General features: G+C 58.0%; 24 protein-coding genes and 1 pseudogene. 9 read left to right on the top strand and 16 right to left on the bottom strand.

The window, feature by feature from the left end; all coding sequences use genetic code 11:
- Window positions 1-147: 147 nt before the first annotated feature.
- The 3 genes and pseudogenes from G6N78_RS18410 to G6N78_RS18400 form a co-directional block, all read right to left on the bottom strand.
- Window positions 148-1212 carry a Fic/DOC family protein gene (locus tag G6N78_RS18410; protein ID WP_234905999.1) on the bottom strand — a complete coding sequence of 355 codons (1065 nt, stop codon included), beginning with the start codon at window positions 1210-1212 and terminating at the stop codon, window positions 148-150.
- A 65-nt stretch (window positions 1213-1277) separates the two neighbouring features.
- On the bottom strand, window positions 1278-1484 hold the full coding sequence (locus G6N78_RS18405; RefSeq protein ID WP_102022172.1) for an antitoxin VbhA family protein: 207 nt from the start codon (window positions 1482-1484) through the stop codon (window positions 1278-1280).
- 118 nt (window positions 1485-1602) lie between these two features.
- Window positions 1603-1839 (bottom strand): annotated as a pseudogene (locus tag G6N78_RS18400) (DUF736 family protein); the annotation flags it as partial.
- A gap of 697 nt (window positions 1840-2536) precedes the next feature.
- On the opposite strand from G6N78_RS18400, the gene G6N78_RS18395 reads away from it, so the two are divergent.
- The 4 genes from G6N78_RS18395 (at window position 2537) to G6N78_RS18380 (ending at window position 8017) form a co-directional block, all read left to right on the top strand.
- Window positions 2537-3750, top strand: a protein-coding gene (locus tag G6N78_RS18395; RefSeq protein ID WP_165222223.1) for an IS3 family transposase whose coding sequence is annotated in 2 segments (ribosomal slippage) — window positions 2537-2873 and window positions 2873-3750 — 1215 coding nt in all. Because the reading frame shifts where the segments join, the coding sequence is not laid out codon by codon here.
- A 264-nt stretch (window positions 3751-4014) separates the two neighbouring features.
- A complete protein-coding gene (locus G6N78_RS18390; protein WP_165222221.1) occupies window positions 4015-5925 on the top strand; it encodes a HAMP domain-containing methyl-accepting chemotaxis protein in 1911 nt (636 codons plus the stop codon).
- Between the two features lie 76 nt (window positions 5926-6001).
- The gene (locus G6N78_RS18385) at window positions 6002-7753 is read left to right on the top strand and encodes a bifunctional diguanylate cyclase/phosphodiesterase (RefSeq protein ID WP_165222219.1); all 1752 of its coding nucleotides are present in this window, start codon (window positions 6002-6004) and stop codon (window positions 7751-7753) included.
- Between the two features lie 12 nt (window positions 7754-7765).
- Entirely contained in the window at window positions 7766-8017 is a 252-nt protein-coding gene (locus G6N78_RS18380) for a Y4lK-related protein (protein WP_165222217.1), read from the top strand.
- Window positions 8018-8371: 354 nt separating this feature from the next.
- Here G6N78_RS18380 and G6N78_RS18375 read toward each other — a convergent pair whose 3' ends face one another.
- The 4 genes from G6N78_RS18375 to G6N78_RS18360 form a co-directional block, all read right to left on the bottom strand.
- Window positions 8372-8623 (bottom strand): hypothetical protein, encoded by a 252-nt coding sequence (locus tag G6N78_RS18375; RefSeq protein WP_165222215.1) that lies wholly within the window; start codon window positions 8621-8623, stop codon window positions 8372-8374.
- 97 nt (window positions 8624-8720) lie between these two features.
- Entirely contained in the window at window positions 8721-8918 is a 198-nt protein-coding gene (locus tag G6N78_RS18370) for a hypothetical protein (protein ID WP_165222213.1), read from the bottom strand.
- Between the two features lie 459 nt (window positions 8919-9377).
- On the bottom strand, window positions 9378-10400 hold the full coding sequence (locus G6N78_RS18365) for an alpha/beta fold hydrolase (RefSeq protein WP_165222211.1): 1023 nt from the start codon (window positions 10398-10400) through the stop codon (window positions 9378-9380).
- Window positions 10390-12006, bottom strand: a complete 1617-nt coding sequence (locus G6N78_RS18360) for an RcgA family putative transporter (protein WP_165222208.1) — start codon at window positions 12004-12006, stop codon at window positions 10390-10392. Before G6N78_RS18360 ends, G6N78_RS18365 begins: the two co-directional genes overlap by 11 nt.
- A 201-nt stretch (window positions 12007-12207) precedes the next feature.
- Here G6N78_RS18360 and G6N78_RS18355 point away from each other — a divergent pair, with 201 nt between their 5' ends.
- Complete coding sequence (locus G6N78_RS18355) at window positions 12208-12471, top strand: hypothetical protein (protein WP_165222205.1); 264 nt, start codon at window positions 12208-12210, stop codon at window positions 12469-12471.
- Between the two features lie 180 nt (window positions 12472-12651).
- On the opposite strand, the gene G6N78_RS18350 is transcribed toward G6N78_RS18355, so the two are convergent.
- The 5 genes from G6N78_RS18350 to G6N78_RS18330 all read right to left on the bottom strand — a co-directional run bounded on the left by G6N78_RS18350 (window position 12652) and on the right by G6N78_RS18330 (window position 14901).
- Complete coding sequence (locus G6N78_RS18350; RefSeq protein ID WP_306416219.1) at window positions 12652-12942, bottom strand: hypothetical protein; 291 nt, start codon at window positions 12940-12942, stop codon at window positions 12652-12654.
- A gap of 61 nt (window positions 12943-13003) precedes the next feature.
- The gene (locus tag G6N78_RS18345) at window positions 13004-13240 is read right to left on the bottom strand and encodes a hypothetical protein (protein ID WP_165222199.1); all 237 of its coding nucleotides are present in this window, start codon (window positions 13238-13240) and stop codon (window positions 13004-13006) included.
- A complete protein-coding gene (locus tag G6N78_RS18340; protein WP_165222196.1) occupies window positions 13237-13422 on the bottom strand; it encodes a hypothetical protein in 186 nt (61 codons plus the stop codon). The genes G6N78_RS18345 and G6N78_RS18340 overlap by 4 nt, the downstream gene beginning before the upstream one ends.
- The gene (locus tag G6N78_RS18335; protein WP_234905998.1) at window positions 13415-14449 is read right to left on the bottom strand and encodes a DUF8626 domain-containing protein; all 1035 of its coding nucleotides are present in this window, start codon (window positions 14447-14449) and stop codon (window positions 13415-13417) included. The genes G6N78_RS18340 and G6N78_RS18335 overlap by 8 nt, the downstream gene beginning before the upstream one ends.
- Window positions 14446-14901, bottom strand: a complete 456-nt coding sequence (locus G6N78_RS18330; protein ID WP_165222193.1) for a DUF3846 domain-containing protein — start codon at window positions 14899-14901, stop codon at window positions 14446-14448. Before G6N78_RS18330 ends, G6N78_RS18335 begins: the two co-directional genes overlap by 4 nt.
- A gap of 723 nt (window positions 14902-15624) precedes the next feature.
- On the opposite strand from G6N78_RS18330, the gene G6N78_RS18325 reads away from it, so the two are divergent.
- A complete protein-coding gene (locus tag G6N78_RS18325; protein WP_165222190.1) occupies window positions 15625-16143 on the top strand; it encodes a helix-turn-helix domain-containing protein in 519 nt (172 codons plus the stop codon).
- Between the two features lie 364 nt (window positions 16144-16507).
- On the opposite strand, the gene G6N78_RS18320 is transcribed toward G6N78_RS18325, so the two are convergent.
- Window positions 16508-16855 (bottom strand): hypothetical protein, encoded by a 348-nt coding sequence (locus tag G6N78_RS18320; RefSeq protein WP_062553350.1) that lies wholly within the window; start codon window positions 16853-16855, stop codon window positions 16508-16510.
- Between the two features lie 172 nt (window positions 16856-17027).
- On the opposite strand from G6N78_RS18320, the gene G6N78_RS18315 reads away from it, so the two are divergent.
- Entirely contained in the window at window positions 17028-17195 is a 168-nt protein-coding gene (locus G6N78_RS18315; RefSeq protein ID WP_165222187.1) for a hypothetical protein, read from the top strand.
- Between the two features lie 12 nt (window positions 17196-17207).
- Window positions 17208-17840 (top strand): ATPase, encoded by a 633-nt coding sequence (locus tag G6N78_RS18310; RefSeq protein ID WP_165222180.1) that lies wholly within the window; start codon window positions 17208-17210, stop codon window positions 17838-17840.
- Window positions 17841-17916: 76 nt separating this feature from the next.
- Here G6N78_RS18310 and G6N78_RS18305 read toward each other — a convergent pair whose 3' ends face one another.
- On the bottom strand, window positions 17917-18081 hold the full coding sequence (locus tag G6N78_RS18305) for a hypothetical protein (protein WP_164855740.1): 165 nt from the start codon (window positions 18079-18081) through the stop codon (window positions 17917-17919).
- Between the two features lie 262 nt (window positions 18082-18343).
- Here G6N78_RS18305 and G6N78_RS18300 point away from each other — a divergent pair, with 262 nt between their 5' ends.
- Complete coding sequence (locus G6N78_RS18300) at window positions 18344-18529, top strand: hypothetical protein (RefSeq protein ID WP_165222177.1); 186 nt, start codon at window positions 18344-18346, stop codon at window positions 18527-18529.
- 158 nt (window positions 18530-18687) lie between these two features.
- Here the strand turns inward: G6N78_RS18300 and G6N78_RS18295 are convergent, their stop codons facing one another.
- Window positions 18688-18984, bottom strand: coding sequence for an I78 family peptidase inhibitor (locus tag G6N78_RS18295; RefSeq protein ID WP_234905997.1), 297 nt, complete (start codon window positions 18982-18984; stop codon window positions 18688-18690).
- Window positions 18985-19009: 25 nt separating this feature from the next.
- Window positions 19010-19693, bottom strand: coding sequence for an SOS response-associated peptidase (locus tag G6N78_RS18290; protein WP_165222174.1), 684 nt, complete (start codon window positions 19691-19693; stop codon window positions 19010-19012).
- Between the last annotated feature and the right edge of the window lie 68 nt (window positions 19694-19761).

The following is a 19761-nucleotide window of genomic DNA, read 5'->3' as shown; positions in this document are numbered from 1 at the left end:
AACGGAGTGTAGGACCGCGCAAGCGGTTGAATGGGGAAGGGGCTATCGTAGTTTGTCCGTCAAATCATCCAACGGACAGGGGAGGGCGCAGAGCTCCGGCACCCCGGCCAACGACAAAGGCCCTCACTGCAGCGATAGGGCCGCAGGTCAGCGTTCTCTGTCGTCTTGGTCGCGGTTTCGCTGGCGATCGGCAAGCTGCTGCGCTTCGATAGCCTTAAGCTCGGCATTGATGTGCTGCGACTGAGGCTCTTGGGCCTTTTGCTGACCTGGCTGCGAATGGGCATCTTGGACCTGTTCCGGCCGACCCAGAGTCTTGAAATCAGATCGAGCGGTGAACTTAACTTCCTCGTCGTCAGGAGGCATCCGCTCGGGGAGATCAGCACGGTCTACGGCCACAATCCCCTTTTCGGTCACGAGGCTCGCTACGCGATTGTCATGGCCGAGAACCTGGCCTTCGATCACTTCGCCCGGGCGGGCCGTGCGGATATTATGCTCGAACGGTTTCTCGCCAGCCTGCTCAAGATCGGACATGGCACGGCGGATCGCCTCGCGGCGGTTAGGATCCATTGCATCCTGGATGAGGTGCTTCATCGCAGGACTGGACGGATCATTCGTGGTCTCAATGGATGCCTCGATCATGCGAGGCTTAGTGATGACGGTCAGATCGATGTCATGCCCATAGGTGCGGCCCAATGAGACCACCAGAGCTTCGTTTGCCCTTCCATTGCCTTCGCGAAAGGCATGAACATAGTTCAACTCAGATAGGACGTGAGCGGCCTTCTCGGCGAACTGCTCAGGTGTAGCGGCTTTAAGGCCCTGAACGTCTCTAGCAGGCCTCAGCGCCTCGTTGAGGCCCATTTCGATGCGCGAGCCGGGGAGGAAAGTCGTATCGCCCTTCGAAAGCCCGCCTACCGGCTCTACCCGATCCCCATCGACGACAGGACTTTCATTGCGCGTATGTCCTGCCCATTCATAGATATCTTGAAAGATGTAGCCGTGCAAAGCCTTCAGATGCGCTGCGTCGTGAGTACCGGTAGGGCCTTTTCCCTCGGCCAGCTCCGTAATCCTTGAGTCCGCAATCGCGTACTCGGCTTCGCGCAGTTCTGAAAAGCTCCTGATATTGAGCTTGTTCTTCAGAACATCCTTGTAATCCTCATCCTCTGACGTGTTGGGATAAGTGTAGGAGCCTTTGGCTTCATCATCGCGGGCCAAGCGAAACCTCATGCAAAAAGGCCGCCTGAGTTCACAGGCGGCCGCCATAAATGTCTAGGTGATGATCAAGGCCGCTTGAATCGGGCCAGCATCTCTTGGCGCATTTCCTCGGAAGTGATGTCCCCAGCGACGTAGCGGGCCTTCGCTTCTTCCAAGACCGGGTCACCGGTGTAACCCTGCCGCATATTCGCAGCGCGTGCCTGATCTGAAGCCTTCTTCCGTGCTGCAACAGCTTCCGGAGAGCGATCGGGGCGAGGGGCATGAACGTTCATTGGCAGAGCCTCCAGTTACTGTTCCAATTAGCACAAAAAGAGCCGAGTATCCAGCGAATGCGGGGTAAGCGGCTCTTTATGGTGGGAGCCCGATCAGAGATCGGGCCTCCCAGAGCAATCAATCGCGGGGTTCCCATTCGATGATGGCCTGCAGTGCCACGTCATCTTGGCCGGGGTAGCGGCCCAAGTTGGCGTTGAAGCCGAGGCGCTTGATGGAGAGGGTGTAGTACGGCTTCCCTTCCCCGCTGGTCTTCTTCCAGATGCCGCCAACTTCAATGTCGTGGCCGCGAGGTGACTTCGCATAGACGCGATGCGTCGGAGCCTTTTCGTTGGTGGAGTCGAAAGGTGTAACCTTCCGCGAGGACCACCACAAGCAACAAAGACGACCCGGGAGGCAGCTTCATGACCCGGCATGGAATGGCAAAAACTCCAGCCGCAGGCTTCACGCCTCCGGCAACCGACCCACATGCGCCTGAGGAGATCACTGGCGTCGATATGCTCCCAACGAGAGGGGTGCCAGGCTGTCAAAGCCGCGCGGAGCCGCAACGAAGCGACCTGTCTGTAGCCATCGAACAACTTCCTGGTTGCAGTCTCACCACCCCGCGCCTCAGCCGAAAAGCGAAATCTCCATAGCATCAGCCTGTAGTCCGCGGGTTCCTTCCTCGGGGACTTTCGTACGCCTGCCGGCGCCCGAAACTCTTCACGCAAGCGGACTGTCCGATGAGGGGGTGCCGAACGGCCAAAACCGCCCATCCACGTATGTGGTGATCTGGTCCGCGTTTGGCCACAGCGGTCATTCACTTTACAGGAGGGCTGTCTGATGTGGGGCCGGAAAGGTCCCTCCGCTTTCTATCATGCGAACCCAAAAAGCGGACAACGCTCATGCGGCAGACAGCAGAACCAGACAACTCTGGTCGCAAGAACCCGCCGCCCTCCCGGGCTGCGGTCTGTTTCGTCTCCTTAAGGGCGATGTCGTCCCTGAACTGCCCCCCATTTCGACCGGACATTCGGCATAAGCAGAAAGGCTCAAGCACAGGCTTGAGGACAGGCTTATGTCTAACGAGTATCGACATGTTGAATTGCTGACGGGTGATGTCCGCCGTAGACGGTGGACAACCGAGCAGAAGCTGACAATCATCGAGCAGAGTTTCGAACCAGGCGAGACGGTGTCTTCGGCCGCTCGCCGCCATGGCGTCGCGCCCAATCTGCTTTACCGCTGGCGCAGGCTCTTGAGTGAGGGAGGTGCTGCAGCCGTGGATTCGGACGAGCCGGTTGTCGGCAATTCGGAAGTGAAGAAGCTGGAGGATCGTGTCCGCGAGCTGGAGCGCATGCTTGGCCGCAAGACGATGGAGGTCGAAATTCTCCGCGAAGCCTTGTCCAAAGCAGACTCAAAAAAACGGATATCGCGGCCGATCTTGTTGCCGAAGGACGGTTCCCGATGAAATCAGTCGCCGACACGCTGGGCGTATCCCGTTCCAACCTGATCGAGCGGCTGAAAGGCAGATCGAAGCCGCGTCGCTCCTATCACAAGGCCGAGGATGCAGAGCTCTTGCCCATCATCCGCAGGCTGGTGGATCAAAGGCCAACCTATGGCTATCGGCGGATCGCCGCGCTCCTCAATCGCGAGAGGCGAGCCGCCGATAAGCCTGTCGTCAACGCTAAACGGGTTCATCGCATCATGGGCAACCACGCCATGCTGCTGGAGAAGCACACCGCCGTTCGCAAGGGCCGCCTCCATGACGGCAAGGTGATGGTCATGCGCTCGAACATGCGCTGGTGCTCGGACGGGCTGGAGTTCACCTGCTGGAATGGCGAGGTCATTCGTCTCGCCTTCATCATCGACGCCTTCGACCGCGAGATCATCGCCTGGACGGCGGTCGCCAACGCGGGCATCTCCGGCTCGGACGTGCGCGACATGATGCTGGAGGCGGTCGAGAAGCGCTTCGCAGCGACCCGAGCCCCGCACGCAATCGAGCATCTCTCGGACAATGGCTCGGCATACACTGCGAGGGAAACGAGGCTGTTTGCCCAGGCGCTCAATCTGACGCCTTGCTTCACGCCGGTGGCCAGTCCGCAGTCGAACGGCATGTCGGAGGCCTTCGTCAAAACCCTGAAGCGGGACTATATCCGCATCTCAGCTCTACCGGACGCCGAAACAGCGCTCCGGCTCATCGACGGATGGATCGAGGACTATAACGAAATCCATCCCCATTCCGCGCTCAAGATGGCTTCTCCCCGGCAGTTCATTAGGGCTAAATCAAACTAGCCGACATGTCCGGTGAAACGGGGTGCACTTCAGTCCCTAAACTCAGATCGCTGACGCTGCTGCAGGCATTTGCTCAACAATTTTGCATCGACTCTCTAATTCATTAGCTATTCGTAAAGATTCGACTCCTAGATTTCATGTCCAGTGATCACGAGGGGACGCATAAGCTTGCTCGGCGCATAAAAATTAAGCGTCTGCTTAAGTATAGAGCTTAGCCTTCAAGGGGGCGCGCACTCATTCGATAGGTTTTGGGAAGGGGACACAATGACAATCAGGGTAAAACTTCTTGCATGCATCTCGCTGCTGACCGCGGCACTAATCGCGATCACTGCGTTCAGTTTCTACGCCATGAGGGTAGAGGCGGAGATCGCCAACTCGATCGTTCTAGACCGCGTTATGCCCATGGAGCAGCTCAAGCGGATCGGCGACGGCTATGCCGTGGATATTGTGGACACGGCGCACAAGGTCCGTGCGGGAGCAATGTCTCCAAAGGATGGCTTGGCGAATGTCGACAGGGCTCTTGCTTCCATTGAGGCCCATTGGAAAGAGTATATTTCAACGACGCTGACGGCAGAAGAAAAGCAAATCGCCGACAACTTCGCTGAAGTACGTGCTAAATCAAATGCAGGTGTAGAGAACCTCCGGCAGATCCTTGCATCTGGCGATCGCAACGCCCTTTCGGACTTCGCTGATCAGAAGCTCTATCCGACGATTGACCCCCTCGGCACTGACATCTCAAAGCTGATCGATCTGCAGATCGAGGTGGCAAAGCAGGACCTCGATAAGGGCAATCAACTGACATCGTTGCTGACGACCTTTATGACAACGCTATCGGTGCTTGGTGCTGCCGTAGCGGTGTTCTCTACATGGACCGTCTTGCGCGGCGTCATACGACCGGTGAATTCCATCACGGCAGCAATGGCCGATCTCGCCGCCGGCAACCTTCAGGTCGAAATCTACGGCGAAGGACGCAAGGACGAGATTGGCAAAATGGCCTCGACAGTTGCGATCTTCAGGGACAATGCGCAAGAGCGCGTTCGTCTTGAAAAGGAAGCGGAAGCGAACCGGTCGCTCAGCGAGCAGGAACGCATCGAACGGGAACGCAGACAGGCTCAGGAAGCGGCGGAAGTCCGTTTTGCAGTCGAGAGCATCGGTCACGCTCTGAACGAGTTGTCGAGTGGCAAGCTGACCTACCGGATCGAAAGCGTCTTCGCCGAACGACTGGACCAGGTCCGCATCGACTTCAATGAAGCCGTGGCTAAGCTCGAGGATGCAATGCGCCGGGTCGGTCAGAATGCGCAGGCCATTGCTGCCGGATCCAACCAGATCCGCGCGGCTGCAGACGATCTGTCGAAGCGGACGGAACAGCAAGCAGCATCCGTAGAAGAAACAGCAGCAGCGCTCGAGCAGATCACGACAACCGTCTCCGATTCCAGCAGACGCGCCGAAGAAGCGGGCAAGCAGGTTCAGGAAACCCGCCAGTCGGCCGAGCGGTCAGGAGAGATCGTGAATCGTGCAGTTCATGCAATGCAGGAGATCGAGTCGTCGTCGCGCGAAATCTCAAGCATTATCGGTGTCATCGATGAGATCGCCTTCCAGACGAACCTGCTAGCACTCAACGCGGGCGTCGAAGCGGCACGTGCCGGAGAGGCTGGCAAGGGCTTTGCTGTAGTCGCTCAAGAGGTGCGGGAGCTGGCCCAACGGTCGGCCTCAGCGGCAAAGGAGATCAAGACATTGATCTCGAAGTCTGGCGAGCAGGTGGAGAACGGCGTTCATCTTGTCACAGAAACAGGCAAGGCACTTGAGCATATCGTATCTCAGGTCCAAGCGGTCAGCGTCAATGTTACCGCAATTGTGGAAGGCGCCAAGGAACAGGCGACAGGTCTGAAAGAGATCAATACGGCAGTCAACACGATGGACCAGGGTACGCAGCAAAATGCGGCCATGGTCGAGGAATCGACCGCCGCTAGCCACTCTCTCGCCAAGGAAGCAGAAGCACTCTTTCAGCTCATTGGTCGCTTCGAGATCGGCAGTTCGCAGAACAGGTCTGCGCCTTCGGAAGTTACCTCCGTGAATGCCCCCACTGCGTCGCCAGCCCGCAGGCTGATCAGCCGGGTTGCCACAGCCGTCAGAGGCAATACCGCAGTAAAGAACGAGGCGTGGGAGGATTTCTAAGCTTCCGAAATCGAGACGCAGACTGGCGGGCCGATCAAAATCGGTCCGCTAATCCATCCATGGAGAGTGTGCAGTAATGGAAGTTGACACCGAGCTGATTACAGGGCGAATCTTGGGGCATGGCCTGAATAGCCTGCGTGTTAGATTCACCATAATGATTGGCGTGTTTAGCTCCCTGATTGCCGCACTGGTGTTCTACCTTCTGGAATACCAAGATGCTGAGACTTCTCACTCGTTGACCGCAGTCGGGTATGCCAAGCTCGTGGCCTCGATTGCTGCCGCCTCTAGCTTCACTTACTACATGACCGGGCGGTTGACCCGTCCGATTCAGAACCTGAAGGCGAGCACAGAAGCCATCGCTTCGGGCAACTATGAAACCGTTGTGACGGTGGACTGCCGATGCGAAGTCGGAGGCCTGGCTGAGAGCTTCCGAAAAATGGTGGCGCGGCTCAACGACAATGTCTCCAAAATCAATACGCTGGCTTACGAAGACGGCATAACAGGTCTTCCCAATCGCGCAGTCCTTAACGAGCTCCTTGAGAGAGCCGAGAAGCTATCCGGGCATATCCTGTTCATCGACCTCGACCGCTTCAAGCAGGTCAACGATCTTTACGGCCACCAGATAGGAGACAAGCTGCTCAAGATGGCGTCCTCCAGAATGCTGGTCGATGGTCTCCAGATTACCGCTGAGAATGTGAATCTTTGCCTCACCCCAGATACCGTTGATGTCGCATCGCCCGGGTGCCGGCTCCTTTTTCGCTTCGCCGGGGACGAATTTGTTGTCCTGGTGACGGGTGAAAATAGCCAACAGGAGATCAACCAAATTGCTCAACAACTGATCGATGCTTTGGCTGATCCTTTCGTTATCGGCCAAAGGCGAATCCAGATTGGTGCGAGCGTGGGTATTGCAGCACTCGGCGGGGGCATATCTTGTGCCGACACGCTGAAACATGCCGACATGGCAATGTATGAGGCCAAGAGCCGAGGACGCGGAACCTATGCAGTCTTCGATGACCTGATGCGCGAAAAGGCTATTGACCGTGCAGAGCTTGAGCGAGATTTCGTCCATGCGATAGACAACGACGAGATGGTTGTTCACTACCAGTCTAAAATCGACCTCAAATCTGGTGAAGTCGAAAGCTATGAAGCTCTGGTCAGATGGGCGCATCCCACACGGGGACTGCTGTATCCGGGCAGCTTTCTAGATGTCGCCGCCGCTGGTGACGGACTGGAGCGGATCGGTCGCAAGGTTATGTCGATTGTTGCGCAAGATGTGGGTGAACTGAGTAACCCAGGATTGTCAGCACGGGTAGCTGTTAATGTATGCCCAACCCAGTTCGCAGACGAAAACTTCGCCGAGAAGCTCTCCTCCTATGTTGTGTCTCGTGGCATCAAGCCAAGCGATCTGGAGTTGGAGGTGACAGAGTCGGTTGCGATGCTGGATCTTGACAAGGCTCGTCAGCATCTTGAGGCGCTAAGGGCCGCAGGGTTCAAAGTGGCGATCGACGATTTCGGAACCGGGTTTTCGAACTTGGCACAGCTCTCCAAGCTCCCTTACGATTTTCTGAAGATCGACCGCTCACTGGTTCAGGACATCGCCACAAGCCATGATAGCCGGATCATAGTGTCATCCGTTATCGCAATGGCCCATGGTCTTGGACACAAGGTCGTTGCAGAAGGTGTCGAAAACGCCGATCAGCTCGAAGTTTTGAGAACACTCGGATGTGACATCGCACAAGGGTACTTTTTCGGGATTCCATCACCGATAACCGAGCTGGCCGCTAGGTCGGCTGACGGCTTGACCACAAAGTTTGCCGCCGTGTCCTAGGGTCCATGAGTCATGACCGAGGATCAGATACCTGCCTTCGTAGAGGAGCTTTTGGCTACAGGTTGTCCGGTTTACGCGATTGGTCGCGAAGCGTATGTCATCGCGGAGTTCGCGGTGCCTGAAACGCTGAGGGGGGCCATCAGCGAACAAGTCAATGAGATCTGCGAGCGCTATGGCAAGCGCGACCACCTTCTCCTGAATATCGCTCATCACCTGCGAACCATCGGTTTCGGTATCGAACTCACTTGTGAAATAGTCCACTGAACTGAGTTTTGCGCGTGCGCAAATCGAACGACCATCGCAGTTGTTGCATCCGGCCAATTACCGAAGTGAAGGCGCGAAGCCGCGGCATAGCATTCGATCGCCAACGACCGTGTTCGTTCGTCGGCCCCAATACAGCCGTCAACTTCGAAGCAGCTCATGTCTTCTCTGAAGACGCGTAGCCGTCTGGCGGCTATTTGTCCCGGAATGTCTCCTTCGGGGCGAAGGCTGACTTCGCTCGTTGGAGTGTCATTCAGCCCTCAGCCTGAGGTGCCGCGAAGCGGACGCCTGAGAACTCGCGCCCCTGAACAGCCGCGCCTCGTGTTGGATACCAAGCATGATCGCGTCGAACCCTGCTTAGCTGGCAAGATTGGGCGGGGGCATTTTTCTTCGCAGAGCAGCGAGAAGCAGGTCTAGATCCCGATTTGCAGCCACCGCCAGCATGAGGTTGTCAGCAACCTCTGTAATAGCGGAGAGGACTTCCGTATCCTCCCAACCTCGGCGCATGGCATCCTCTACCAGGTCCTGCAAAACAGTCTCCACCGCCATCTGACACGCGATGTAGCGGCTTTCGTCCTTTTCGGGTGGCGCTTTTGGAAAGTCTGTCATCTTCCAGCAAATATGCTTCCTACGGGCGCGCGCAAGGCCGCGGGTTCGGGATCACGACGGATAGGCCGCACCCTGCAGGGCAGGGTGCGGCTGTAACTCACTGAGGCCTGTGGTCGTTTTCGGCCTTGCTGTTGAGCTCGACTTGATAGCTGAACTCGACCTTGGCGATGAGCGGAAGCATCACGGCGATGGAGAACCGAAGTTGGCCCTTTTGGGACAACTTCGCGATTTGCCGGTTGATGAACTGGCGAAGGCGACGGCCGGTTTTCTGGCAGAAGGTTACGAGCGTTTTCATCAGAGGTTCCTCCTTAATGGTTGTGCGTAATCGCGAAGCTCGAATAAGGATGGAACTGCCGAGTGCATCGCGCAGCGATCGCAACGGAGCGAAGCGGAGAGGAGAACCCTTTAGGATTGCACGCCATGGCGGGGCCTGACATATCGTGCGCAGCATTAGATTACGTACGGCCGCTAAGGAGCGGCCCGAAAACGCGGCCTTCGTAGCCCCGGCCGTCGCCTTTGCCTTCAACCGGCAAATCGTTGTCCGGCCGCCAGGTCGGATCTCCATCACCGTGATGCTGCAGCGGTGGTTGAGCTCGCGTCGACGCTCCTAGGCGGAAACGACCACAGGCCTCAGTGAGCCGTCCCGCTTGCGCGGCGCGCCCGTCGTGAGGGGGAAGGGGAGTTTGAGGGGAGGGGCCGAAGGGGGCTCCCCTCATAGCGGTTGGGTGCCGCTCGACGCGGCGCTCAAGGGCTCCTAAGCCTGGGCGGCCTCACGCTTGCGCAACAGAAACCGCTTCAGGCTCCAGCCAGCTCTCAAGATGTAGGGTGGCCGCGCAAGAGAGTAGTGGCCGCAATTCAGTTGCACCACGCTCACTCTGGCTCCGGCATTCTTCAGCCTCCGTAGCAGGCGTTCTGACAGGTCCGGCAAAACAACCGTGTCCCTCAATGCCAGTATGACATGAAGCTCGAGGCTTGGCCGCGCCAGCCTGTCTGCATGGTTTTCGAGATTAAGTGGTGCCCAAGCTCTTTGCAGCTGGGCAAGCGTAAGATGCGGCTCGAGGCTTTTCCGGATCGATCGGGTTGCGCGCCCGGTCCATACCATTTCGGCGAGGCTTCCTGCCGTGAGGAACAGCGACGCCCGAGAAACGGCGGTTTCATGCGCCGCGACCAGTCCGGCTATCCAGGAACCAAGACTCATCCCGAGGACGGAAACATCCCGATACCCCTCGCGCTTCAGCCAGCGGATAAGCTTGCGCCCGTCCCATACAGCCTGTCTGACGGCCTGCACCGTTCGGCCGAGATTGGCGCTGAGCATGTAATCGGCATAGAGCGAGACCGGGCGCTTGCGCTCCAAGTGGTAAGGCATGGCGATCTCGATGACTGTGACCCCTTGCCAGGAGAGGAACCCGGTAATCTGCCGGTTGCGACTTTCGGCGTTCCAGTGATGGAAGATCACCACCGCCTGATCGCGTTTTCCGCTCTCGGTGATCTTGGCCCACACGATGTTGTTTTCAGCAACATCGGTTGCAACGTCTGAGGGGAATGTCAGCCAGCCATCCCGCAGCTCGAAGCTATGATCGCTCGCATCAGGCGGCTCAAAGTACTCCGGGTCAGCGGCGGCCGTTTCCGCCAGAACGCAAAACTCCTCTACCGTTTCAGCCGCCCCAATGCCGGGAAATGCACGATCGGCGTCCAGAATGAAGTCCGTGATCTTCTTGGCCTCTTCGCCGCGTTGGGCTCGGCCCTCGTCCCAACGATCCAGCCAATTATGAAACATGGCTGTCGCCTCTTATCTCACGGGCACGCCAAGCTGACTCAAATGCCGGATCGAATAGACCATAGGTCGCAATGAGCGCGGTAACGATCAGCAAAACAGAGAAACCATCGAACGCGTCGATCAACATGTATGAGACGAAAAGCAAACCGATCACCGCAGACATCTTCCACAGGGGGGAACGAAGCCGCCGATCATCCCCCAAGCGGATTGCTCCATACACAAAGACGCTGCAGGTCGAAAGCACGACGAGCAAGCTGCTGTAGTGTGTGGGCATGATGTAATCGAAGGTCCTATCTCCATCGTCGTAATCTGCCAGCGCAGCCCAGACATCCCGTGCCAGCCATGTCACGAAATCCGGGCCCTGCGATGCAAGATAGGCACTTTGTGCCTTCATGCAGATGGCAGCAAGGACGACGAGCACGGAACATCTGAAGACCCCGCGCATGATCCGCAGACCGATTTCACTAATGTCCGGCCAAGCTCTCTGCTCGCCAAGGAGTTCAGCTACGCGTTTAAGCTTCCATAGATCATGGATGATCGTATGCAGCAGGATCAGGCCAGCGAACAGCAGGTAAAAGCTTGTGGACATGTAGAGATAGGCAAGGGCGGTAAATACGATTGCCGCCGGCGTCGATAGGATATCCGGCCTGATGATGCCGATCGTCCCCCAGCTCGGGGCAAAATCCTGCGCTTGCTCAAGCAGAGGGATAAGCTGCACGCCGATCCATTGCACCACGCCCGCGAACAATATGCAGATCAGGAAAACTGCCCAATAGGTCTGTGAGTTGGCCTGCAAATGTAGCGTCCAGGCGTCGCCGCTCCTTACACGATCAGCCTCCGCCAGTAGCCTGAGCCGGCCATCATGCTTCCAGAAACCCAGAAGCTCGATGACGACGGCGAAAAACAGTGGCAACAGCACCATGAACAGGAAGGTCCAGTTCGGCGCCCACAGAAAGCCAACCTGCTTCTCGATACCATCCGCGCGCACATAGGTGATGCTGTGGATCCCCAAAATGTAAGAGAGGAATCCGAGGGCGGACGAACCGGCGAAGATCCAGGCCGGCAAGTTCAGATGTGATCCGTGCGAGAAAATCGCCTCGGTCTTGATTGCCAAACCCCTTGGCAACTCCGCTGGCATGGTTTGAAGGTCCACCGAGACGACGGGCGTTAGCGGAACCTGGTTCTTTTCTAACGCTGACGTGTCAGGCACACGCAGGGCAGTCGCAGTCGAGCCACCGGTCTTCTTTTGATCCCGCCGCCTGGCGGTCAGGCGCGCTTGGGCCGAGCCGAGCTCATTCAGCCAATCATTTGTCGCCTCGCGATCGTCGCAACCGAAGATGCGTGCCAGCCAGCGAATGTTGGCCGGGCTGATCCCTTTGTCATTCTCCTGAAACCAGAGCTGGACGGTGCGAAGATCCACTCCGACACGGTTGGCGTCGATCTTTGAGATGGCATCCGCCAGCAGCTCCGGCGTCCACGGGCCTTGGGGAAAACCGTCTTCACCCAACGGGCGTCCGGCACCCGCAGCAGCCATTTTCTTGAACAGTTCCTTGAAATCGCTTCCATCCGCCGGCGGTGGAACAAAAATCTTACCGTTTTTTTCCAATGACTTACAGCCCAAGATTTCGTCTTGTTTCGTATCCTATCGTGCGTTGTGGACGATTTGATGGTCTGAGACGATCCCCAATGCAACTAGATCGGTGAGGCATCCGCCATGCTACTGTCGTCATCCAGTTCGCGTTCGTCCCGTGAAGCAATTGCCGCTCGATGCACCAAAACGGCTCCGGCATTGTCCACGTCCAGGAGAGTGGTAACGGAGATCGCAGCTGGTGCGACAGGAGAAAAACCTTCGCTTCGTGAGCTGATCGATCAGCATTCAGCGGCAGTTCAAGGGGGGAAAAAGGCGAAGGCGAGCCGCCTGGCAATCATCAATTATGAGCCAAAGGGCGACGGTGAAGCGTATCTGAAGCTGACTTATCTGGCCGGTTATCTGATCGCGACCAGGAGCTCATTATCTATCCAAGAGCTGAAGTCGATTTCTGAGAACTCTGGCGCTCGTGGACGACCCTGACGTTCCGATCCCGGCCTCGCTTCAACGGCAGCAATTGGGCGGGAGGGGAGCCGAGGGGAGGGGCATGGGCTCCCTTCGGGCGGACCGCAGCTCGCTCGATGCGGCCAGGTTCGCGACGGCCAAAACGATGACGGGGCCGGCTCTTTCGAACCGACCCCCAACAAAAGCGTCAGACTGTTGTCAGCGCAACAAGCCCAATCGCTCGCCAAGGCTAGGCGGTGTCGGCGTGACCGCCTCCTTTGTCATGGCGATGATGGCGTTCTGTGACAGCCCTTCGATCTCATAGCCAAAACGGCGCGCTCTCTCGATGATCGATTCAAGGCTTGGGTGCTGCTCAAGAAGCGTCCCGAACCACAGCGCGTATTCGTCGGTTTCCTCATCGGGAAACGCCTGCAGAAAGAAGGTGCGCAACGGCGGATCATAGCCGATTACGCCATTCTCGTCAGTCTCTCCGTCGGTCTTCACGGTCACTGTGTATCGGCTCAATGGTGTCCCTCCTGATGTCGGGCCACATCGAAATGCGGCCAAGGTCCTATCTGAACAGCGGCATTGTGCGCTTGTTGGTCAGGTTGGCGCGGTCGGTTTCAAAGCGGTAGCCGTCCCAGTCCTTCCATGCTTCCCAACCTGTCGCGGTGGCGCGTCCGTACCAGACGCGCCCCCTGACCTTATTGTTTCCAAGGTACTCGACAACCTCAACCGTATGGCTCCCTCCTAAACCGGAGGGCGTGTCGAACACCTCAACGCTTCGGCGCTGGCTTTTGCTTCTCATCGCTTTGCCTCCCACAGCCGGAAATAGGCTTTCACCAGCTGGCGGCGCTGCGCGTCGGCTGCACTCATGAAAGCGTTTGAGCCGTCTTCTTGGGTGTATAGGCTCCAGTCGGCGGCACTGCCGCCGAACATGGCGTCGCCTCGGCCGGAAAACTCCATGACTGTAAAAATCTGCTCATTCATGTGGGGATCCTCTGTTTTCCGGGGCTGATGAAGCGGCGCTGTTGCCGCTGATCGATTTCAAGACGCACTTGGCCGCATAGCGTCCGGCCTCGTTCAAGTTGCGCTGCCAAGCCCCCTGCGAAGGGGACCAGCGGAACCCGTGAGATTTCAGGGTGCGCCGCGTCTGTTCGTCCGGCTTGCCGGGAAACAGCAACTGAATGCGGGCCATGTCGGTATGTTCCTTGACCGTGACGGCTCCTGCCTCCGTCTCGACGTCCTCGGCGCGGTCGCCGCGCTTCTTCATCGCAGCAAGCGATGCAAGGCGGGTTTGCATGCGGCGCAGTTCGGCGCGGGTGTTGGTGGTGGAAAAGCCGCGCCGGTTCTGCCACGGAGCAAGGGTAACGCCACGCGATGCCCTCTCCTCGTCCATGCCGGTTTCGGCCACCACACGGGCCAGAATGTCGGCTTCGCTCGCCTGATCCTTCTCCATCCGGCGAATGATGACATTCGCCCGTTTCATCCGGTCGATGGACAGTGCCAGGTCTTCGATCCGCGAGGCGATGCGCTGCATGGCTGCCGGGTCGCCGGAGCGGATCGGCTCGTCATCGGTCCCGTGGGGAAACACCTTGCGCTTCACTGCTTTTTTCGCAGTCGCGATATGGGCCGAGACGTCAGCACGGCGGGCGTCTGATACTCGCATCCGCTTTTCATTGCGGGCGACGGGAAAGCGGGCAGGTCCGGTGATAAACCAGTTCATGCAACGGCCTTCCGCTGCCCAATACTTGCGGGTGATCTCGACATGACGGCGGGCAAAGGCCTCTAATTCAGCGTCCGGCAGGGGCAGTTTTGCTTGCTCCCACAGCTCCACCATGTAAGCGGCAAAGCCGTTCAGGCGCTCTGCCAGCCCTTCCAGTTCGGAAAGGGTGCGCCGCTCCGGAAAATGAGTAAGGGCATGGAAGCTATGTTCGATGTCCTTCGCCGCGATGGTCGCGGCAAAGGTTCCGGCGAGAATGGACAGGGTGCGGTCCTCGACAACAGCGATGATCATCGGACTACCCCCGCCATGACGGTTGGGTGAGTGCGGGTGATGCGGGTCTGGAACCCGATCAAAGCGCCGCCCAGAATGACCCCATTGGGGGAATGCTCGTCTGCCTTGGCAAAGACCGGATCAAGAACCGGCTTGCAGACGTTCAGGCGGGCCGCTGCTTCCTCAATGCTGATCTGCGGCGGTAGGACATGCGAGCCGTCCAGGCTGGCAAGAACGATCTTTCCAGCCAATGGCTGCGGGTAGCCATCAAAGACAGTGAAAGCGGTCAATCCGTCGCGCAAACCCTCCTCATCGACGATAAGAACGTGGTTCGTGTCGAATGGCACCACCTCGACAAGCTGGCATCCAATCAGCCTGTAGGTCTGAGAGAATGCGCTAGGTGCTGCGACCTCTGCGGCTTGAATGGTCCCGGCTTCCGGGTCCACCAGGTAAACGGTTGCGGTTGTGGTCATAGTTCTCACCCTTTCTCCAATTCCGCGAAGCGGTCTTCTCGTGCCCCTCGTGGGCAGGAGCCCCGCTCCTGTTCCCGAGTTCGCGCGGAGCAGCGGGGGAGAGGGTGGCAAGGGGATAAAAACGGAGGGGGTTCGCCCGCCCGAGGCAAAGCCGAAAGGGCGTCGTGTCAGCGGCGCTCCTGCACAAAGCGCTGCCCCAAGGCTGCGCGAAGGAAGGACGGGGAGACCGTTTTTTCCCCTTGTGAGGGAGAGGGGGCAGCGCTCCTCTTTCCCTCATCAAAGAAACAGACGGGACGCCTCCGGCGTCACTGCTTTATCCTGGCCTAGGCCGGCAAACCGCTGATGCTGATTACTGTGAAGAGCAGTAGGGGAGGGGAAAGGCCGCCCCGATACGAGGCAGGGCGGCCTCCGTAGGCACGCGACAAGAAAAGGCTAGAGACTTGCCACGACCTGACTTGATCAACAGCCAATATGGGTCGATCGGGCGAGGCTGTAAATGTTCCGAACGGATTTTGCCTGCGATGAAACTGATTTGAGGCGAAGCCGCAGCGCAACCGATCGTCACCCGAATGGGCGGAGACAGTGTCTGCTGGCTCCGTGCCGAAGGCATAGAGCGGGGTCGCAAAGCGATGCGCCAAAGCAGCTATCCAGGGTAGACTTTCGAGGCACCATCTTTAATTGTCCCGGAGGAACAACGATGAAATTCCAGTGTGGTTGGTGGCAATGGCAGGTTTCGGACTCGAGCAGTGGGTAAGCTATCTCGGACTTGAACGCGTTGTAGACCCAGACAAAGATCATCCGGTTTATCGCAAGCCGCTCGACGGAAAGATCATCGATCTCAGCCAACTGGATCTGCTGGTCGCGCAAAGGCTGCGTGACCTGCGAACCGACAGACAACTTGCGCAAGCCAAAGTGGCCATGCTGCTAGGGGTGAAGGAGGCAACCTACGCCCGCTACGAAAACGCCTCATCCTTGATGACCGTCGGACGCCTGCTCCACGTTTTCGAAGTCCTGAATATCACCCCGGAAGAGTTCTTCGATCCTCTCGTCAACGAACAGCCCTCTCACTCCAGAGCCGAGTCACGCGAAGCCCTGAGAGACCAGCTGATGGAGGAAACGGTCGACCACCTGAAAAAGCTCGACGATACGACCTTGAAGATGGTGCATGATCTTGTGCTTGCCATGGAGCCCCGGACGATCGAGAAGCAGAAAGGGAATGGCGCGGCGAAAGCCGCGCCATAACTTGCACTCAATGGGTTGGCTCTGGTTTCCACCGCGCGCCGGCCGCCATTGGCGAATAGCCGGCGCTCATGCGGCGTCCTTCCCCCCTTCTGGCGAAGGCACCGCTCGGATCGATCGGCGCCAGTCCGAGATCCGAGAAGGACAATGAAGAACATCGGAGCTTTAAGCATAGCGCCGCCCCTCTTTAAAGGGCGGGAAAGCGGGAATTCTCGACACAGTTTTGACGGATAATGGGAAGCCGCAGGAGGCTTAGCATAGCGCCGCGAAGCGGAAGCCGGGGCCGACTTCCCCCGCCAAAACCGTTCCGCATCACCAGGCCAAAAGCAATGTCTAACCATCGGATGTGTGCCGGACCTGACTGCATTCAGTGAAGCGTCGGGGCAGGGTCCGACAGGAGCTTCACCGCGTTCTTCACGACCTTGCGAAGCTTTCGCCAATCGGGAAGGTCGCCTTCATTGACGCGTTCCTCGATCGCCGTCAGGATCCAGCCAACGCAGGCGATATCTTCGACAGCGCGGTATTTATCCGAGCGATGGAAGCAAGCGACAATACGAGGCCGTGCGCCTTCGTCGGTTTTGGGGATCTGCGCAACCAGGTCCTGCGCTTCGCGATAAGCATTGACTACTCTCTTACGTTCATCAGGACCGGCTTGCGTGATCATTCCGACAGTCCAAACCAGCGTTTTCGAAAGGTCGACTACTTCGTCTATCATGGTGTGATCATCTTCCCGTTGCAACGGATTCAGAAGGGTACCATCCTCTTTCTAGACGCGCAAAGAGCAGATCTGCAGCTTTTGATCGCGTCGCCTGACGCCTTCATCTGGGAAAGTCCTGATTTGCCGACGGGCTCGCTCTGCGCTATATTCTTTCCTTAGGAGACCGCAAATGCTCTTGAAGAAGTTTGACGAGAACAAGGAAGCCCTGAAGCAGATCGGCCGCGAAGCGATTGCCGAGAGCCGTCGCTTGGGACTGCCGATCTCCGCTCGTGACCTCCAGAATGAGGCCGAGGATCAGGCAACATTTGAGCAGAGAAAGCGCATTTCTGCCGCCTGAGGTCGTCACTCTTTGTCCCAGCCAACCTGTATCGTTCTCGGCGGTCCCAACGGATCGGGCAAGTCATCGGCGTATGCCAAGCTGCAGCTCGACGCTGCTTGGGTCAACGCTGATGAGATTGCCAAACAGCTCACAGGATCCAGGGATTGCCGGGCAGCCGCCATGGCAGCGGGGAGGGCGGCTCTCATGAAGATCCGTGAGATGATCGAGACCCGGCAGTCGTTCGTCTTTGAGACCACCTTGAGCAGCCAACAGTCAATCAATCTGATGAGCCGAGCCCAGGCGACTGGGTACTATGTCGGCCTCTACTACGTCGCCCTGGATTCAGTTGAGCTCAACATCGAACGTGTTCAGCGTCGGGTAGAGAAGGGCGGCCACGACATTCCGGAAGACATCATCCGACGGCGCCATGAAGGATCGCTGCGGATGCTGTCTAGCGCCCTCAGATACGCTGATGAGGCGCTGCTGATAGACAACAGCGGTATCGAGCCCCGGGAGATTTTCCGCGTCTGTGCTGGCGTGATCGTCGGGTCTGACGTTGATCGTCGCAATCCGCTGCACAGGCTTTTCGAAGGTCGGGTTATGGAAGCCTATGACGTCGTAAGGGTAGGGGAGACGTACCGTCTTCGAACCGCGATCGAGTAGGGGCTGGTGCTCTGGATGAAGGGTACCGTGTAACAGCGCAATAATACCCAACGCGCCGGCATTGGAACGAGCCGCCCTAGTGGGGCGGCTCGGCGCTGATCAGCGCATCGAATGCGGCCTCTTCTTCGGCAAGCTTCGCTTCGGCCGCCGCCAGCTCGGCTGCGATCTGCTGACGCTCGGCCTGGTCGATTGACGCTGCAAGTTCGGCGCGCAGTTCGTTGATGTGGTCGTAAGTGGTCATCGTCGGCTCCTTTGAATGAAAACAAAGGTGCGGGACCGACAAGGGAGGGTTTGGGTCAATGACCGCCGTAGGCGGCCTGCGGGGCGTGGGGGAGCCGATTTCGTTGCGCAGCGGCGAAATTGTGGGAACCGCGCATCATTGACGCGAACCCTGGCTTGTCGGTGTAATTGGATGATGTTGAGAGAGAATATACCTCTCCGTATGGCACCATCCTGTCCGGAACCAGTTGCACAACCCGTCGTTTTGGCGACGGAGGTTTCGGATGGCAGACCAAAGCAAGTTTTTCATGCAGCTCGCTTCGGGTGACATGGTGCGCAAGGCAGCGCAGAGGCATGAGAGGCTTCAGCCGATACCGGACGACGATCGGATCCAGTCGCTACTTGAGCGGCTGTCTGAAGCCGAAAAGCGTTCGTCGACAAGCAGCGCGCAGGACCAGAATGCGCAGTGATCAGCTTGCAGGCCGCCGATCGGTTCACCATATAGAATCTTGATTGACACAGCGGGTCCTCCCAGCCGCCGCGTCGATCGTTCCCCTCTGGAGGCATAGACCTTCACACCTCAAGGGCCGCGGCTTCCGCTGGCCCTTTTTCTTTAGCGACAGATAAATCAGCCGCAGGTGGCCCGAGTGACCAGTCCCGTGGCGGGATCAGTCTCGATCGTCACCCGATCCTCTCTGAAGTCCTGGGTTATCATGTCGCCGGGTTGGATCTGGCGAACAGTCTTTGCGCCAGTCAGCTGCATCGCCTCGGCGTCTGTCGGCTTTTCCTTGCCGACCAACCCTTGCGCGGCTTCCGCTTTGCACGGACCTGCTCCCGGGGATGATGCTCCATCCGCGCTGCAACCAGATGAGGCCAAAGCCACACAGGCGGCGACCATAGGGAGGGAATAGAACGGCGACTTCATCGGGAACCTCCTTGCTCTGAAGCTCCTACAAGGAGTTCAGGATTGGCTTTTTCGTGTCGCTGCCATCATAGCGAGATGAGTTCACCTCCCGGCCGACACGGTAAAACTCGAGCTGGCTGTCGATCTGGTTTTCAAGAAGGAAGGCTTTCGCTTCAGGACCCTGAACAGAGGCACCCAACCAGGTCTCATAGGCCGATGGATCCAGCATGACGGGCATTCGAGTATGAATGTGCGCAATGTGGTCCACGGCTGGCGCTGTGATGATCGTGCAGCTGGTGACGCCTAGCTTGTCGTTATGCGCCCATAGTCCGGCGAACGAGAAAGGCTTTCCCTCAGGGAGCTGCAACAGCCATGGGTCTTTCTTGCCGTCCTCTTCGCTTGTGGTCCATTCGAAATAGCCATCGGCGGGGATGAGGCAGCGCTTCGACTTGAAGGGTCCGCGGAATGCCCCTGAAGTGTCGACGGTCTCGATCCTCGCATTGAACATCGCGGCCTTCGGCAATTCCTTGGCGAAGAAGGGCACGAGCCACCAGCGCCCGCAGTCGATTTCGAGGTCACCGGCTTTGTCCTTGTGGGCGAAATGGACGTTCTGTGTCGGCGCGATGTTGTAGCGCGCCGGCATGTTCGACGGAGGCGGGGCCTCAGCGTGGATATTGTAAAGGGCGTGGATTTCGGCCCAGGTCATCGTATTGGTGAAGCGGCCACACATGCCACTGTCCCTTGCTGCTGATATCGACGCCGACGGCGTTGTAGCACATACAGCTATAACGCTTGGTG

This window comes from Allorhizobium pseudoryzae, assembly GCF_011046245.1.
GTDB lineage: Bacteria > Pseudomonadota > Alphaproteobacteria > Rhizobiales > Rhizobiaceae > Neorhizobium > Neorhizobium pseudoryzae.
Note: the sequence above shows the minus strand (reverse complement) of the source record. Positions and strands in the feature narration are given on the sequence as shown.